Source organism: Paracoccus sp. SMMA_5_TC (assembly GCF_009696685.2).
Classification (GTDB): domain Bacteria; phylum Pseudomonadota; class Alphaproteobacteria; order Rhodobacterales; family Rhodobacteraceae; genus Paracoccus.
Genome location: NZ_CP102355.1, coordinates 1,312,122 through 1,327,093 on the forward strand (window position 1 = coordinate 1,312,122; position 14,972 = coordinate 1,327,093).

Annotated in this window: 7 protein-coding genes; 5 read left to right on the forward strand and 2 right to left on the reverse strand. The window is 67.6% G+C overall.

Going from position 1 to position 14,972, the window contains the following annotated elements; all coding sequences use genetic code 11:
* The first annotated feature begins 25 nt into the window (after window positions 1-25).
* Genes GB880_RS06585 through GB880_RS06600 form a run of 4 tightly spaced genes read left to right on the forward strand, consistent with a single transcriptional unit; the run spans window position 26 to window position 12,568 of the window.
* Entirely contained in the window at window positions 26-6,310 is a 6,285-nt protein-coding gene (locus GB880_RS06585) for a type I polyketide synthase (protein WP_154493706.1), read from the forward strand.
* A 2-nt stretch (window positions 6,311-6,312) separates the two neighbouring features.
* Window positions 6,313-7,299, forward strand: coding sequence for a glycosyltransferase family 2 protein (locus GB880_RS06590; protein ID WP_229774399.1), 987 nt, complete (start codon window positions 6,313-6,315; stop codon window positions 7,297-7,299).
* Window positions 7,296-11,948 carry a MupA/Atu3671 family FMN-dependent luciferase-like monooxygenase gene (locus GB880_RS06595; protein WP_263467369.1) on the forward strand — a complete coding sequence of 1,551 codons (4,653 nt, stop codon included), beginning with the start codon at window positions 7,296-7,298 and terminating at the stop codon, window positions 11,946-11,948. Before GB880_RS06590 ends, GB880_RS06595 begins: the two co-directional genes overlap by 4 nt.
* Window positions 11,945-12,568 carry a 4'-phosphopantetheinyl transferase family protein gene (locus GB880_RS06600; RefSeq protein ID WP_154492397.1) on the forward strand — a complete coding sequence of 208 codons (624 nt, stop codon included), beginning with the start codon at window positions 11,945-11,947 and terminating at the stop codon, window positions 12,566-12,568. The genes GB880_RS06595 and GB880_RS06600 overlap by 4 nt, the downstream gene beginning before the upstream one ends.
* Here GB880_RS06600 and GB880_RS06605 read toward each other — a convergent pair.
* Complete coding sequence (locus GB880_RS06605; RefSeq protein ID WP_263467370.1) at window positions 12,549-13,751, reverse strand: glycosyltransferase; 1,203 nt, start codon at window positions 13,749-13,751, stop codon at window positions 12,549-12,551. The genes GB880_RS06600 and GB880_RS06605 overlap by 20 nt on opposite strands.
* A 159-nt stretch (window positions 13,752-13,910) precedes the next feature.
* Here GB880_RS06605 and GB880_RS06610 point away from each other — a divergent pair, with 159 nt between their 5' ends.
* Window positions 13,911-14,162 carry a hypothetical protein gene (locus GB880_RS06610; protein ID WP_154492399.1) on the forward strand — a complete coding sequence of 84 codons (252 nt, stop codon included), beginning with the start codon at window positions 13,911-13,913 and terminating at the stop codon, window positions 14,160-14,162.
* Here the strand turns inward: GB880_RS06610 and GB880_RS06615 are convergent.
* Window positions 14,156-14,854 carry a sugar transferase gene (locus tag GB880_RS06615; RefSeq protein ID WP_154492401.1) on the reverse strand — a complete coding sequence of 233 codons (699 nt, stop codon included), beginning with the start codon at window positions 14,852-14,854 and terminating at the stop codon, window positions 14,156-14,158. The genes GB880_RS06610 and GB880_RS06615 overlap by 7 nt on opposite strands.
* Window positions 14,855-14,972: the final 118 nt, after the last annotated feature.

Consider the following 14,972-nt stretch of genomic DNA (forward strand, 5'->3'; position numbering starts at 1 on the left):
ATCACAGTTCAGACGAGGCACCGATATGGCCTTTGACCAGACCGTTGTTGAAGACAGTGACATTGCCATCATCGGCATGGCCGCGCAGCTGCCGGGGGCTGCGGGGGTCGCTGAATTCTGGTCGAACCTGTGCCGCGGCGTCGAATCGATTCAGCCGGTTTCTGCCGCCGAATTGCTGGCGCGTGGGGAATCGCGGTCGCGTCTGGCCGACCCGAATTACGTGCCCGCCGCCGCAGTGCTGGATCATTACGACGAATTCGATGCCGAATTCTTTGGCCTGTCGCCGAAAGAGGCGGCGATCATGGACCCCCAGCATCGCAAATTCCTGGAAACCTGCTGGCACGCGCTCGAGGATGCGGCGCATGTCCCGGAACGCTTCCGCGGCAATATCGGGGTCTGGGCCGGCTGCGGCATGGGCAGCTATTTCTACTGGAACGTCTGCTCGAACCGGGATCTGGTCGATGGCGTGGGTCATTTCCTGCTGCGCCACACCGGCAACGACAAGGATTTCTTGTCCACCCGCGTCAGCCATGTGTTCGACCTCAAGGGGCCGTCGGTCAATGTGCAGACCGCCTGTTCGACCTCGCTGGTGGCGATCCACATGGCCTGCCAGTCGCTGCAGTCGGGCGAATGCGACATGGCGCTGGCCGGCGGTGTTACCATCGAGATGCCGCATGGCCTGGGCTATCTTTACAAGGAAAACGAGATCCTGTCGCCCGACGGGCATTGCCATGCCTTTGACCATCGCGCGCAGGGCACGGTGTTCGGCAGCGGTGCGGCGGTGGTGGCGTTGCGCCGGGCGCGGGATGCGATTGCCGATGGCGACCACATCTGGGCGATCATCAAGGGCTCGGCCATCAACAACGACGGCGCCGCCAAGGCCGGCTATCTGGCCCCCAGCGTCGAGGGTCAGGCCCAGGCGGTGGCCGAGGCGCTGGCGATGTCGGGGCTCAGCTCCGACGACATCGGCTATGTGGAATGTCACGGCACCGGCACGGCGCTGGGCGACCCGATCGAGGTCGCGGCGCTGAACCAGGCCTATGCGCGCATGTCTCGGGGCAGCCGCCAGGGGCCGTGCCACATCGGCTCGGTCAAGACCAACATCGGCCATCTGGATACGGCCGCCGGCAGCGCCGGGCTGATCAAGTCGGCGCTGGCGGTGCATCATGGCCGCATCCCGCCCAGCCTGGGTTACGAAAAGCCCAATCCGGCGATCGATTTCGACGGCGGGCCGTTCCGGGTCAACGACCGCCTGAGCGACTGGCCGATGCCGGGGCCGCGCCGCGCCGGCGTCAATTCGCTGGGCGTCGGCGGCACCAATGCGCATGTGATCCTGCAAGAGCCGCCGCCCAGGCCGGCCTCGGCCGACAGCGACTGGCCGATGCACATCATTGCGGTGTCGGGGCGCAGCAAGGCGGCGCTGGATGCCAACAGCGCCGCGCTGGCCGCATGGCTGGCCGATCATCCCGACACCAATATGGCCGACCTGTCCCATACGCTGATCCAGGGACGACGCCAGTTCGACCGCCGCCGGGTGCTGGTCGCCGAAAGCGCGGCTCAGGCGGCCGCGCTGCTGGCTGATCCGGACCCTCGGCTGGTATTTGACCACCAGTCGGTGGGGGATCCGGCGCAGGCGGTGTTCATGCTGCCCGGCGGCGGGGCGCAATATGCCGGCATGGCGCGCGGGCTTTACCAGACCGAGCCGGTATTCCGCGAATGGATGGATCGCGGCCTTGACCACATGGCGCGGGCGCATGGGGCCGATCTGCGCGCGCTGTGGCTGCCCGAACCCGGCGCCGAGGCCGAGGCGGATCGCCGGCTCTTGCAGCCCTCGTTGCAACTGCCGCTGCTGATGATTACCGAATATGCGCTGGCACAGCTGTGGATCAGCTGGGGCGTGCGGCCGGCGGCCCTGATCGGCCATTCGATGGGCGAAAACACCGCCGCCTGCATCGCCGGGGTGATGAGCTTTGAGGATTGCATCGGCCTGGTGCGCTTGCGCGGCCTGCTGATGGACCGTGTTCCTGCGGGCGGCATGCTGTCGGTGCCGCTGCAACCTGATGAATTCGCCGGCGAACTGGCCGATATGCAACTGGACCTGGCGGCGGTGAACGGGCCGTCGATGTCGGTGGTCTCGGGGCCTGATGCGGCACTGCGGGACTTTGCCGCCGCCATGGCCGCGCGCGACGTGGAATGCCAGCGCATTGCCATTTCCATCGCGGCACATTCGCGGCTGCTGGACGGGGTGCTGGACGAATTTCGCGCCTATCTGGCCTCGATCCGGCTGATGCCACCGCAGGTGCCGATCATCTCGAACCGCAGCGGCCAGGTGCTGACCGATGCCGAGGCGACCAGCCCCGATTACTGGGTGGCGCATCTGCGCGGCACCGTGCGCTTTGCCGACGGCATCGCGCATCTTGCCCAGCAGCCGGGGCGGGTATTCATCGAGGTCGGGCCGGGCCGCGCCATGCAGGCCATGGCCAAGGCCAACCCGGCGGTGGCGGCGCATCAGGTCATCACCACCCTGCGCCATCGCGACCACGATACCGCCGATGACAGCTTTTTCATGGCGGCGCTGGCGCGGTTCTGGGCCTGCGGCGGCCAGATCGACTGGCAGCAGATCTGGGGCGATGCCCCGCGTCAGCGCCTGTCGCTGCCCGGCTATGTCTTTCAGCGCAAGCGCTATTTCATCGACCGCGCCGCGCCCGTGGCCAGCGAGGCCGCGCAGGAACTTGCCCGGATCGACGCGCCCGAGCAATGGGGCTGGCGGCCGGCCTGGCGCCTGGCCGCGCCTGCGGTCGAGATCGGGCGGCAGGGCCCCGTGGCGGGCGAAACTCAGACCTGGCTGGTCTTTGCCGATGATCTGGGTCTGGCCGAACGCGTGATCGCGGGGCTGCGCGGTCTGGGGCAGCGCATGGCGGTGGTCGAGGTCGGCGACACTTTCGCCGACCGGGGCGAGGGGCGATTTGCCCTGCCGGTCGAATCCGACCGCGAAGGCTACGAGATGCTTCTGGCCGCGCTGGCCGCGCAGGACATGGTGCCGCAGCGCATCCTGCATCTGTGGTCGGTGACGCGTGGCGCGCGCTTCCGTCCCGGCTCCAGCCTGCTCAACGACCGGCTAGAGCGCGGGTTTTTCGGCCTGCTGCACCTGGCCCAGGCGCTGGGCGCGGAACTGCCCGATACAAGGGTCGAGCTGATCGCGGTCTGCAACGACGCGCTGCGCGTGGCGGACGAGCCGGCGCCGGCGCCGGAAAAGGCCACCGCGGCCGGTCCGATCCGGGTAATACCCCGCGAGATGCCGCAGATCGGCGCGCGTCTGGTCGATGTGCGCCTGCCGGCCAAGGGTGGCGTCGACAGCCTGGCCGCCCAGCTTCTGGAAGAGGCGCTGGCGCCCACCGCCGCCCCGATTGCCGCCTGGCGCGACGGTCGTCGCTTCGAGCAGGGACTTGAACGTATTGCCTTGCAGGATGATGGTCTGGCCGGGGTGCCGCAGGACGCCATCTGCCTGATTACCGGCGGCTTTGGCGGCATCGGTCAGGCGATCGCCCGTGAACTGGCCGGGCGCGGCAGGGCGCGGCTGGCGCTGACCACGCGCGGGCGGGTGGATACGCCCGCCATCGCCGCGTCGCTGCGGGCCTTGCAGCAACTGGGGGCCGAGGTTCTGGCCATCCGCGCCGATGTCACCAGCCCCGAGGACATGGCCCGGGCGGTGGCCGAAACCCGTGCCCGCTTTGGCGGGCTGGATGTAGTCATGCATGCCGCCGGCGTCATTCGCGACGGGCTGATCGCCGCCAAGACCGATGAAGAGGCGTGGGATGTGCTGGCACCCAAGCTGCTGGGCACACGGGCGCTGATCGAGGCGCTGTCCGAACAGCCGCCGCAACTGACTGTGCTGTTTGCCTCGACCTCGTCGGTGATCGCGCCGGCGGGGCAGGCCGATTACGTGGCCGCCAACGAATATCTGAACGCGGTGGCCCGTTCGGCGCCGGCGGCGCTGGGGCGCGTGTTGGCGGTCAATTGGGGGGTCTGGGCCGATACCGGCATGGCCGCGCGCGCCATGGGGCTGGACACCGCCGCGGCACTGGCAGTGCCGCAGGGGCGGCCGCTGCTGGAGGCCAGCCTGCCGGTGCCGGGTGGGCGCGAGTTCCGCAGCACCCTGCGGATCGAGGACTGGATCATCGGCGGCCATCGCACCGCGGCCGGCCAGGCGCTGATGCCCGGGACCGGCTGGATCGAACTGGTGACCGAGGCGGCGCTGGAATCCGGCCTGACCCTGCCCTTGGTGATCCGCGATCTGGAATTCCGCCGCCCGGTGCTGGTGGCCGACAAGGTGCTGGTGACCACCCGCGTCACTCCTGAAGGCGATGCCATGCGCATCGACATCCTCGACGACCCGCAGGGCGAGGCGAATGTCACCGCGCTGGTCGCTGCCCTGCACGAACCTGCGCCCCTGCCGCTGCCTGCGGGCAAGGACTGGGACCGGGACGGGCAGGGGGCCGCCTTGCCGTCGGCGCAGGAAGGTCAGATGAACTTCGGCCCGCGCTGGCAGGTGCTGCGCCGCTATTGCCTGTCGGGCGGCGAAGGTGTGGCCGAACTGGCGCTGGCGCCCGAATTCGCCGCCGAAGCGGGCGAATGGCTGGTGCATCCGGCGCTGATGGACATTGCCACCGGCTGGGCCATGGCGCTGATCCGCGGTTGGGGCCCGGATCACCTGTGGGTGCCGATGGGCTATCGTGCCATCCGGCTTTTCGCACCCTTGCCCGCGCAGGTTACCAGCCGCATCCGCAACGCCGGCGACAACAGCGACGCGCAGGGGTTGGCGCAATTCGACATCACCCTGGCCGGGCCGGACGGGGCGGTGGTCGCCGAAATCCGCGGGTTCGCCCTGCGCAAGCTGACGGGCGCCATGTCGGCGCAGCCGCCGCGCAGTCGCCCCGCGCGCAGCCTGTCGCCCGCGGAACGGCGTTTGCAGCACAACATCAGCCAGGGCATTCCTGCCGCCATCGGGCCGGCGATGCTCAGCCGGGCGATTTCGACCGGGTTGGGCCAGGTCTATGTCTCGTCGCTGGATCTGCCGGCGCTGATCGCCGAGGCCGGCGTGGCCGAACAGGCCGCCCCCGGCGAGGGCGGGTTCGAGCGGCCCGACCTTGACAGCGATTTCGTCGCCCCCGCGCCCGGCATCCAGAGCGAACTGGCGGCGATCTGGTCGGATCTGCTGGGCATCGCGCAGGTCGGCGCGCAGGACAGTTTCTTTGACCTGGGCGGTCATTCGCTGATCGCGGTGCGCATGTTCGGCCAGCTGCGCAAGCGGTTCGAGGTTGATCTGCCGATCTCGACCCTGTTCGAGGCGCCGACCATCGCCGCCCTGGCCACCCTGATCGAGGAACGGACCGGCCCGCGCGAGATCGTTTCGCCCGACAATGTTGCGCGGCTGCCGCTGTCGCAAAAGCCGCGGTTCCGCTTTGTGGTGGACATGGGCGGGCGCGGGCCGGGCACGCCGTTCTTCATCGTGGCCGGCATGTTCGGCAATATCATGAACCTGCGGCAACTGGCGCAACGGGTGGGCGCGGACAGGCGCTTCTATGGCTTGCAGGCCCGCGGCCTGCTGGGTGACGACGAGCCGCATCAGGATTTCACCGAGGCCGCGCGCGATTACATCCAGGAAATCCGTCAGGTGCAGCCGCATGGCCCCTATCTGCTGGGCGGGTTTTCCGGCGGCGGTTTGACCGCCTATGAAATGGCCCGTCAGCTGCGGGCTGCGGGCGAACAGGTGGCAATGCTCGTGATGCTGGACACGCCCTTGCCGCTGCGCGAAACCGTCAGCCGCAAGGATCGGCTGGCCATCCGCCTGGGTGAACTGCGCGAAGGCGGGCCGGCGTTCGTCTGGAAATGGCTGCGCGACCGCGTGGCCTATGAATTCCAGCGCCGCAGCAAGGCCCGCGCCGTCGAGGCGGAAGTCGCCGCCGAGGCCAGCGGGGCCTTCCACGATCTTGCGATCGAGGCTGCTTTCCTGGCGGCGCTGCCCAAGATGGAACTGTCAGTCTGGGACGGGCCGGTCGCACTGTTTCGCCCACCGCTGGATCGCCGCTGGAAGGTGACGGGGGGGCGCTGGATCAATTCCGGCCGCGATTACGTGATCGAGGACAACGGCTGGGGTGTCTGGATGCCGCAGTTGCGGGTGATCGAGGTGCCTGGGGACCACGATTCCATGGTGCTCGAGCCGAATGTGCGGCGTATGGCCAGCATCCTGCGCGAAATTCTTACCCAGGCCGACAGCCCCGACCCGGCCAGCATCAAGGCGGCCGAGTGACCATGACCATGACCGCTCCAAGCGTGCATGTCATCGTGCTGAACTGGCGCACGCCCGGGATGTCCCTTGAGGCCGCCACTGCCGCCATGCAGGAAATGCAGGGGTTGGACGGCGGCATCACCATTGTCGACAACGATTCGGGCGACGGCTCTTTCGATCAGATGCGGGCCGAGGTGCGGGCGCGCGGCTGGCCGGATGATCGCGTGGCGGTGGTGCAGTCGGGTTGGAATGGCGGCTATGGTGCCGGCAACAACCACGGCATCCGCCAGGGGCTGCCAGACGGGCGCCGCGCCGATCTGGTCTATCTGCTGAACTCTGACGCGATTCCGCAACCCGGCTCGATCCGGGCGCTGGTCGATTACCTGGGCGCGCATCCGCAGGCGGGCATCGCCTGTTCGCGGCTGCGCGGGGTGGATGATGTGCCCCATACCACCGCCTTCCGCTTTCCCACCGCTGCGGGCGAGTTCGAGCAGACCAGCCGCACCGGCCCGATCACCCGGCTGCTGCGCCGCCGCGTGGTCAGCCTGCCCCAGCCCGTGACATCCGGTCGCGTGGACTGGTCGGCGGGGGCATCCATGATGATCCGCATGGATGTGCTGGACAACATTGGCCTCTTCGACGAGGGTTTCTTTCTGTACTACGAGGAAACCGACCTGTGCCGTCGGGCCGCCGCCGCCGGCTGGCAGACCCATTATGTCGTCGAAAGCCTGGTGTTGCACATCGGTTCGGTCAGCACCGGCATGAAGCAATGGCGCCGCCCGCCCGATTACTGGTACGATTCGCGACGCCGCTATTTTGAAAAGCATCACGGTCGCTGGGGTGCGCTGGGCGCAACAGCGGCCCATCTGGCCGGCGCCGGGGTATTTTCGCTGCGCTGCCTGCTGTCAGGGCGGCGGCCGGATACCCCCCCGGGGCATCTGTCCTATCTGCTGCGCCACGCGCTGCGCGCGCAGCCTCGGCCCCAGCATGTTGAAAAGGGTAAGCCATGACGCAATTTTCGGCGATTCTGGTCGGCAACGAATCCCTGCTGCGCCACGCGGCCGAAACGCTGCTGTCGCGTGGGCATCGAATTGTCGCGGTGGTGACGCGCAACCCCGATCTTGGCGCCTGGGCGACCCAGGCCGGGCTGACGGTCGAGGACCAGGACGCAGCCATGCCCGACGATCCGCCTGCGGCCGACTGGCTGTTCAGCGTCGCGAACCTTTCGATCCTCAGCCCGCAGATGCTGGCGCGGGGGCGGCGCGGCGCCATAAACTTTCATGACGGCCCGCTGCCGCGGCTGGCGGGGCTGAATGCCCCGGTCTGGGCGATCATCGATCGCCAGCCGCAGCACGGCATCACCTGGCACCTGATTGAGGGCGGCATCGACGAAGGCGACATCCTGGCCCAGACCCTGTTCGACCTGCGCCCCGATGACACCGCATTGACGTTGAACGCCCGCTGTTTCGCGCGCGGCGCCGAAAGCTTTGCCGAGGTGGTGGCACAGCTTGAGGGCAGCGGCCCGCAGCGCCGGCCCCAGGACCTGTCGCAGCGCAGCTATGTGGGCAAAGACAAGCGCCCGCCGGCGGCAGCTGTGCTGGATTTTACCCGCCCTGCTGCGGAAATCTGCGCACTTGTGCGGGGATTGGATCACGGCGGCTACTGGAACCCGCTGACCGAACCGAAGGTGCTGCTGGCAGATGGCCAGGTGCTGTCGGTCGTGGCCTCGGCCGGGACCGAGCCGGCGCAGGCGGCACCGGGCACGGTTCTGGCGCATCATGGCGACATCGCGGTGATCGCCGCCGCCGATGCCGCCATCCGTCTGCAATTCCGCGGGCCATTGCCGCCGGTCGGGGCGGTGATCCCGGTGCTGGCAGCGGATCGCGCGGCAGAACTGACGGCCCTGGGCAGCCAGGCCGCGCGTCATGATGGTTGGTGGCGCCGGCGGCTGGCGCGGATGACGCCGGCCGTGCTGTCGGGCGAGGGCGCGGGCGAAAGCCGCCGGCTGACGCTGCTGCCCGGCGCCAGCCCCGAACGGCTGGCAGTTGCGGCGCTGGCCCTGGCGCGGCTGGCTGGCCAGACGGCCTGCGATCTGGCCTTGCGCCCGGCAGATCAGCCGCAGGCCCCCGGAATCGTCGCCGACTGGCAACCGCTGGCGGTCGCGCCTGACAGCAAGGACACCCTGGCCGATTTCGGCGCGACGCTGATGGCGCAGATCGCGGATCAGGCCCGGCACGGCTTTTTCATGACCGATCTGCTGCATCGCGCGCCCGAGTTGCGCGATGCGGCGGTGCCGGATCTGGCGATCAGCCTGGATCCACGCGGGACGGTCGCCGGCGCGGCGCTGACGGTCTCCCTGACCGACGAGGCGGCGTTTCTGGACCACGATCCGGCCCGGGTCAGCCCGGCGCAGGCGCAACGGCTGGCGGGCATCCTGGATGCAGCACTGGCGCTGCCCGCGACAACGGCGCTGGCCGATGTGCCGGTGATGGATGCGGCCGAACGCGAGGCGTTGCTGATTGGGCGCAACGCCACGCAGGCCCCGGTGCGCCTGGCCTGCATCCACGAGCTGATCGCCGAAAAGGCCGGCGAATCCCCCGATACCGTTGCGCTGGCCTTCGAGGATCGCAGCCTGACCCGCGGCCAGCTCGAGCGCGCGGCAAATGCCCTGGCAGCGCGGCTGGTGCAGATGGGCGTGGGGCCGGACCGGCCCGTCGGTCTGTTTGCCAAACGCTCGCCCGAACTGGTGATCGGCGCGCTGGCGATCTGGAAGGCAGGGGGCGCCTATGTGCCGCTGGACCCCGACTATCCGCCGGAACGGATCGCGCTTTATCTGCAGGATTCGGGCGCCGGGGTGGTGTTGGTCCAGGACGGACTGGCCGGGCGGTTGCCCCCGCATCAGGCGGCCTTGCTGACGATTCCCACCGACCTTCCGCAGGGTCTGATCGCGCCGCCGGTCACTGCCGTGGCGCCGCAGAACCTGGCCTATCTGATCTATACCTCGGGCTCGACCGGGCGACCCAAGGGGGTGATGGTCGAACATCGAAACGTCGCCAATTTCCTGGTCGGCATGGATGCGGTGATCCCGCATCAGCCGGGCGACAGCTGGCTGGCGGTGACCAGCCTGTCCTTTGACATCTCGGTGCTGGAAATCTTCTGGTCGCTGGCGCGCGGGTTGCGGCTGGTGATCGCGGGCGAGGAATCGCGACTGGCGGTGTCGGGGGCGACAGCGGCCGCGCCGCGGGCCGAGGTGCAGGGGGGGATGCAGTTCAGCCTGTTCTACTGGGGCAATGACGACGGACCGGGCCCGCAGAAATATCGCCTGTTGCTGGAGGGCGCGCGCTTTGCCGATCAGAACGGTTTTGTCGCGCTGTGGACGCCCGAGCGTCACTTTCACGCCTTTGGCGGCCCCTATCCGAACCCGTCGGTTTCGGGGGCAGCGGTCGCGGCGGTGACGCGCAACATCGCGGTGCGGGCCGGCAGCTGCGTGCTGCCGCTGCACCACCCCGCGCGGGTGGCCGAGGAATGGGCGGTCATCGACAACCTGACCGGCGGTCGGGCAGGGCTGGCCATCGCCTCGGGCTGGCAGCCGGATGATTTCGTGCTGCGTCCCGAAAACGCGCCACCCGCGAACAAGACGGCGATGATCGCCGGTATCGACCAGCTGCGCCGCCTGTGGCGCGGCGAGCCGGTCGAGTTTCCGCGCCATGACGGCACACCCTTTGGCGTGGTGACCCAGCCGCGGCCGGTGCAAAGGGATCTGCCGTTGTGGATGACGGTGGCCGGAAATCCCGACACCTGGGTCGAGGCCGGTCGGCTTGGCATGAATGTGCTGACCCATTTGCTGGGCCAGAGCATCGATGTGGTCGGTGCAAGGATCAAGGATTACCACGCGGCACTGCGCGCGGCCGGCCACGATCCGGCGGATTTCACCGTGACGCTGATGCTGCACACCTGCCTGGCCGAGGATCGCGAGACCGCGCGCGCCATCGCCCGCGAGCCGATGAAGAACTACCTGCGCAGTGCCGCGGCCCTGGTCAAGCAATATGCCTGGGATTTCCCGGCCTTTCGCAAGCCCGAGGGCATGACCAATCCCATGGCCATCGACCTGGGCAGCCTGACCGAAGAGGAACTGGACGGCATTCTGGAATTCGCCTTCCTGCGCTATTTCGAGGATTCGGGCCTGTTCGGATCGCTTCAGGACGGCATCGACCGAATCGAGCAGCTGAAGCGGATCGGCGTCGGCGAAGTCGCCTGCCTGATCGATTACGGCATCGCCCCCGATCAGGTGATGGCCGGATTCCCCCTGCTTGCCCGGCTGCGGGCCGAGGTAAACCCGGCAGATGCACAGCTGGACCCGCGCGATTTCTCGATCGCGGCGCAGATCCGGCGCTGGGGGGTGACGCATCTGCAATGCACGCCCAGCATGGCGCGCATCCTGGTGTCGGACCCGCAGGTGGCATCGGCCATGGCGGGGCTGAAATGCCTGCTGATCGGCGGCGAGGCGCTGCCGCCCGCCTTGCTTGCCGAGATCAAGGCCGTGACCCGGGCGCGCATCCTGAACATGTATGGTCCGACCGAAACCACCATCTGGTCGACCGTCGCCGATCTGACCACGGACGGGCAGGTGCATCTGGGCGGGCCGATCGCCAATACCCAGCTTTATGTGCTGGACGCAGACGGCGCACCGGTTCCGCCGGGAGTGCCCGGCGAATTGTGGATCGGTGGCCATGGGGTGACGCGTGGCTATTGGCAGCGCGACGATTTGACCGCCGCCGCATTTCGCCCCGACCCGTTCGTGCCTGCCGAGCGTGCCGCGCCCTGGGGCGCGCGGATCTATCGCACGGGCGATCTGGTGCGCTGGCACGATGACGGCAGGCTGGAATACCTGGGCCGGGCCGATCATCAGGTCAAGCTGCGCGGTTTCCGCATCGAACTGGGCGAGATCGAGGCGGCGCTGGCCGCGCAGCCCGGCGTGCGCGAGGCGGTAGCACTGGTGCGCGAGGATGTGCCGGGCGACCGGCGTCTGGTCGGCTATGTTACCGGCGATGCGACATTGTCCGAGGCCGCGCTGCGCGAAGCGCTGGCGGCCGCACTGCCCGCGCATATGGTGCCCGGTCGTATCCTGCGGCTGGAACGGATGCCCCTGACCCCGAACCGCAAGATCGATCGCAAGCAGCTGCCGATGCCCGGCGCTCAGCAACCTGCCGCCAGCGCCGCGATGAACGGGGCGGCGGCCGGGCCGGCCATCGAGGCCGCCCCGGCCGCCTCGACCGCTGTCGCGGCCGAGGATCTGACGGCAGCGGTTCAGGCCCTGTGGGCGGAAACGCTGGGCGTGGCGCAGATCGGAGCCAGGGACAATTTCTTTGCCCTGGGCGGGCATTCGTTGCTGGCAATTCAATTGCACCGCACCATGCGTGATCGCTTGGCACTGCCGCGGTTGGGAGTGACGGATATCTTCCGTTTTCCCGTGCTTGCCGATTTCGTGCGCCATGTCGCGGCGCTGGGCCCGGCGGCGGTCCCAGCAGCCAATCAACCGGCTGTTCCCGCGCCGGGAAGTGAACCGCCTGCGACACCGACGATTGTGTCCTCGTCCGCGACGGGCGACGCCATGGCCCGTCGCCGGGCCTTGCGGGCGCAGCTGCGCGAGGGACGATGACCGCAGCAGAGCAGCTGCACGATCAGGCCTTGCGGTTGCTGCCCCCCGGATATGGTTGTGCGGTCCTGTCGCTGAGGGATCCGGTGCCCAAGCTGCTGCCGGCCGAGGCGGCCTGCGTGGCGCGGGCGGTCGAACATCGGCAGCGGGAATTTGCCTTGGGGCGGCTGGCGTTGCGGCGCGCCATCGCATGTGCCGGCCATGACCTGCCGGGCGACATTCCGATCCGCATGCGCCCCGATCGGCGCCCTGATCTGCCCGCTACCATCCGTGCAAGCCTGTCCCACGCAGGCGAATACTGCATTGCCGTCGCTGCCCCGGTCGGGGGCGCAAGCCCGGGTGTCGATATCGAGCCATGCGACCGCGCCTTGCCCCCCGATCTGGCGCAGGCGATGATGCCCTATCGCGCGGGCGCGGATTCTTCGCCAATACTGGCTTTTTGCGCGAAAGAGGCGATGTTCAAGGCGCAATATCCGCTGACCGGCCAGATGCTGGATTTTGGCGCAGTGCCCCTGGTCATCGCGCGCCAGAGGTTCCGGGCCTGCCTTGGTCGGCGGCTGATCGGTGGGCGCTGGGCGCGCGCGGCGGGCTATTGGCTGGCTGTCAGCCTGTGGCGCGGCTGAACAGCGCGGCCAGCTGCTGCGCCGAAATTCGGATGTCGTGACGTTCCAGAACCCGTGCGCGGGCTGCTGCGCCCATTTCGGCCAAGGTTGCGGGCGAGCAGGCGGCCGCCTGCAACATCGCCTGTGCCAGGGCAAATGCATCGCCAGCCGGAACCAGCCAGCCATCCTGACCCGGCCGGACCAGTTCGGGAATTCCGGCGATATAGGTGGCAATCACCGGGCGGGCGCAGGCCATCGCCTCCATGATCACGACTGGCAAACCTTCGGCAAAGCTGGGTGTGACCAGCACATGGGCGGCGTCGATGGCTGCGCGAACGCCGGTTTCGTCCTGCCAGCCCAGAAGTTCCACGGCCGATTCCATGCCTGCCGCGGCGATCCTGGCCTCGATCTGCGGGCGTAGCTCACCGTCGCCCACCAGCGTCAGTCGCAGATCCGGGCGCTGCTGCCAGGCCTGGGCGAAAGCCTCGACCAGCAGACCGAACCCTTTCTGCTCGGCAAAGCGGCCGATCGCCACCATCCGCAGCGGGCCATCGGGCAGCGCGCGCGGGTCGGACCAGCGCGCCATGTCCAGACCGCAATGCACGACCTGCACCTTGGAGATGTCCGCGCCTTGCGCCCAGCGATACATCTGCGACCGGCCATAGCTGCTGACCGTCACGCAAAAGCGCGCAGCGGTCAGCTTGCCCGACAGATCCAGCCGTTGCGGAGCATCGAACTCCTCGGGGCCATGAACGGTGAAGCTGTAGCCGGGACCGCCGAGCAGATGCGCCATGGCCGCAACCCGCGTCGAATTGGTGCCGAAATGGGCGTGAACATGACCGATCCCAAGTTCTCGGGCGCGATGGGCGATCTGTGCCGCCTCTGCCAGATAGATCAGTTGGCGCAGCAGCGACGATTCGCCCTGTCGCGCCCGCTGCCAGGCCATTGCAAGCCCACTCGCCAAGGCGCGCGGATGTCGGAACAGCTGCACTACCCCCGGCAGCAGCCCCACAATGCCCCGCGCCAGGATGTGTTCGGTTCGGTCGTGTTCCGCCAGGTCGTCCGGGTCGTTCAGCGCCATGCGCTCGCCCCGCATGGCGAAGCGATGAACGCTCAAGCCCAGCGATTCGAGCGCGGCGATCTCGCGACGGATGAAGCTGTGCGACGGGCGGGGGTAGGTGTTGATCAGATAGCCGATTCGCACGCAAGGCGCCTTTCATCTGCGGCGAGAATACAGATTTGGCCGGATTCTCGGCGCCCTTCCGCCGATCGATCCGCAGATTCGTGCCGGAATCCGGCTATGGTGCCTGTTTGAACGCCGTTTTCAAAAGTTTGTCTAGCGATTTGTAAAATCTTCGGCACTATGGAACCAGACAGCTTTAAGGAGAATCGGGCGCTGATCGGTATTCTGGGCATAGGTGCGGCAACCGCGGTGGTTGTAACGTTGATCGGCGCGTCAGCCTTTGGGTTGTCGTGGATTGCCCTGCTTGCGCTTTATTCACTCAGCGGAACCGTCGCAACCCTGGTGGTTGCATGGCGGCGCATGCGGTGCATGGAATTTCATGATGACATGCGCCAGAACGCCGGAACCAAGGCCCGGCGCGCTGTTCAGTAGCCTGTGCAGCGCAGCACCACCCCGACAGTTCGGCCGATGATCGCCATGTCGCCGCTGAAGCTGAGATTGGCAGCGTATTGAGCATCGAAGGTGGCGCGGGCGGCAAAGCTGCTGTCGTTGCGGTCCGACACCTGCCACGGACCGGTGACGCCGGGACGCAGATGATAATAGTCTGCGCCCGGATACAGCTGTGCCTGATCCAGCATCATCGGGCGGGGACCAACCAGGCTCATGTCGCCCTTGAGCACGTTGAACAGCTGCGGCAGTTCGTCGAGCGAGGTCTTGCGCAGAAACCGACCGACGCGGGTGATGCGCGGATCGTTCTTCAGCTTCTGGGTCAGATCCCACTCTGCCTTGGCCGCGGGGTTGACCTGCAGGTATTCGGCCAGGCGGGCGTCCGCATCCTCGACCATCGTGCGCAGTTTCCACAGGCGAAAACTGCGGCCCGAACGCCCGATGCGGGGCTGGGTATAGAACGGCTTGTCACCGTGATACCAGATCAGCAACGCCAGTCCCAGAATCAACGGGACGACGATCGGCAGCACCATCAGAACCGCGGCAACATCCAGCGGACGTTTCAGAAATCTTGCGTAAAACGAGGCAACCCCCCTCGGTTCGGCTTTATCGTTCAGCGAAGCGGTGTGCAAAAGCGTGCTGAGCGTCTCGACATCAAAATCCGAGGTGTGCCGCATTTTATTAAACCTGTAACAATCACTACTCGGGCAGTATAGCTTTGCATTTGAATAAAACTAGAACGAACTGGCCGACTGCCGAAAAGTATAGGTTTGTTTGTTTTCAATAGCTTGCCGG

Coding starts and splice junctions, on each gene's coding strand:
- GB880_RS06585 (WP_154493706.1), top strand. CDS start 26: ATGGCCTTTGACCAGACCGTTGTTGAAGACAGTGACATTGCCATCATC.
- GB880_RS06590 (WP_229774399.1), top strand. CDS start 6,313: ATGACCATGACCGCTCCAAGCGTGCATGTCATCGTGCTGAACTGGCGC.
- GB880_RS06595 (WP_263467369.1), top strand. CDS start 7,296: ATGACGCAATTTTCGGCGATTCTGGTCGGCAACGAATCCCTGCTGCGC.
- GB880_RS06600 (WP_154492397.1), top strand. CDS start 11,945: ATGACCGCAGCAGAGCAGCTGCACGATCAGGCCTTGCGGTTGCTGCCC.
- GB880_RS06610 (WP_154492399.1), top strand. CDS start 13,911: ATGGAACCAGACAGCTTTAAGGAGAATCGGGCGCTGATCGGTATTCTG.
- GB880_RS06615 (WP_154492401.1), bottom strand. CDS start 14,854: ATGCGGCACACCTCGGATTTTGATGTCGAGACGCTCAGCACGCTTTTG.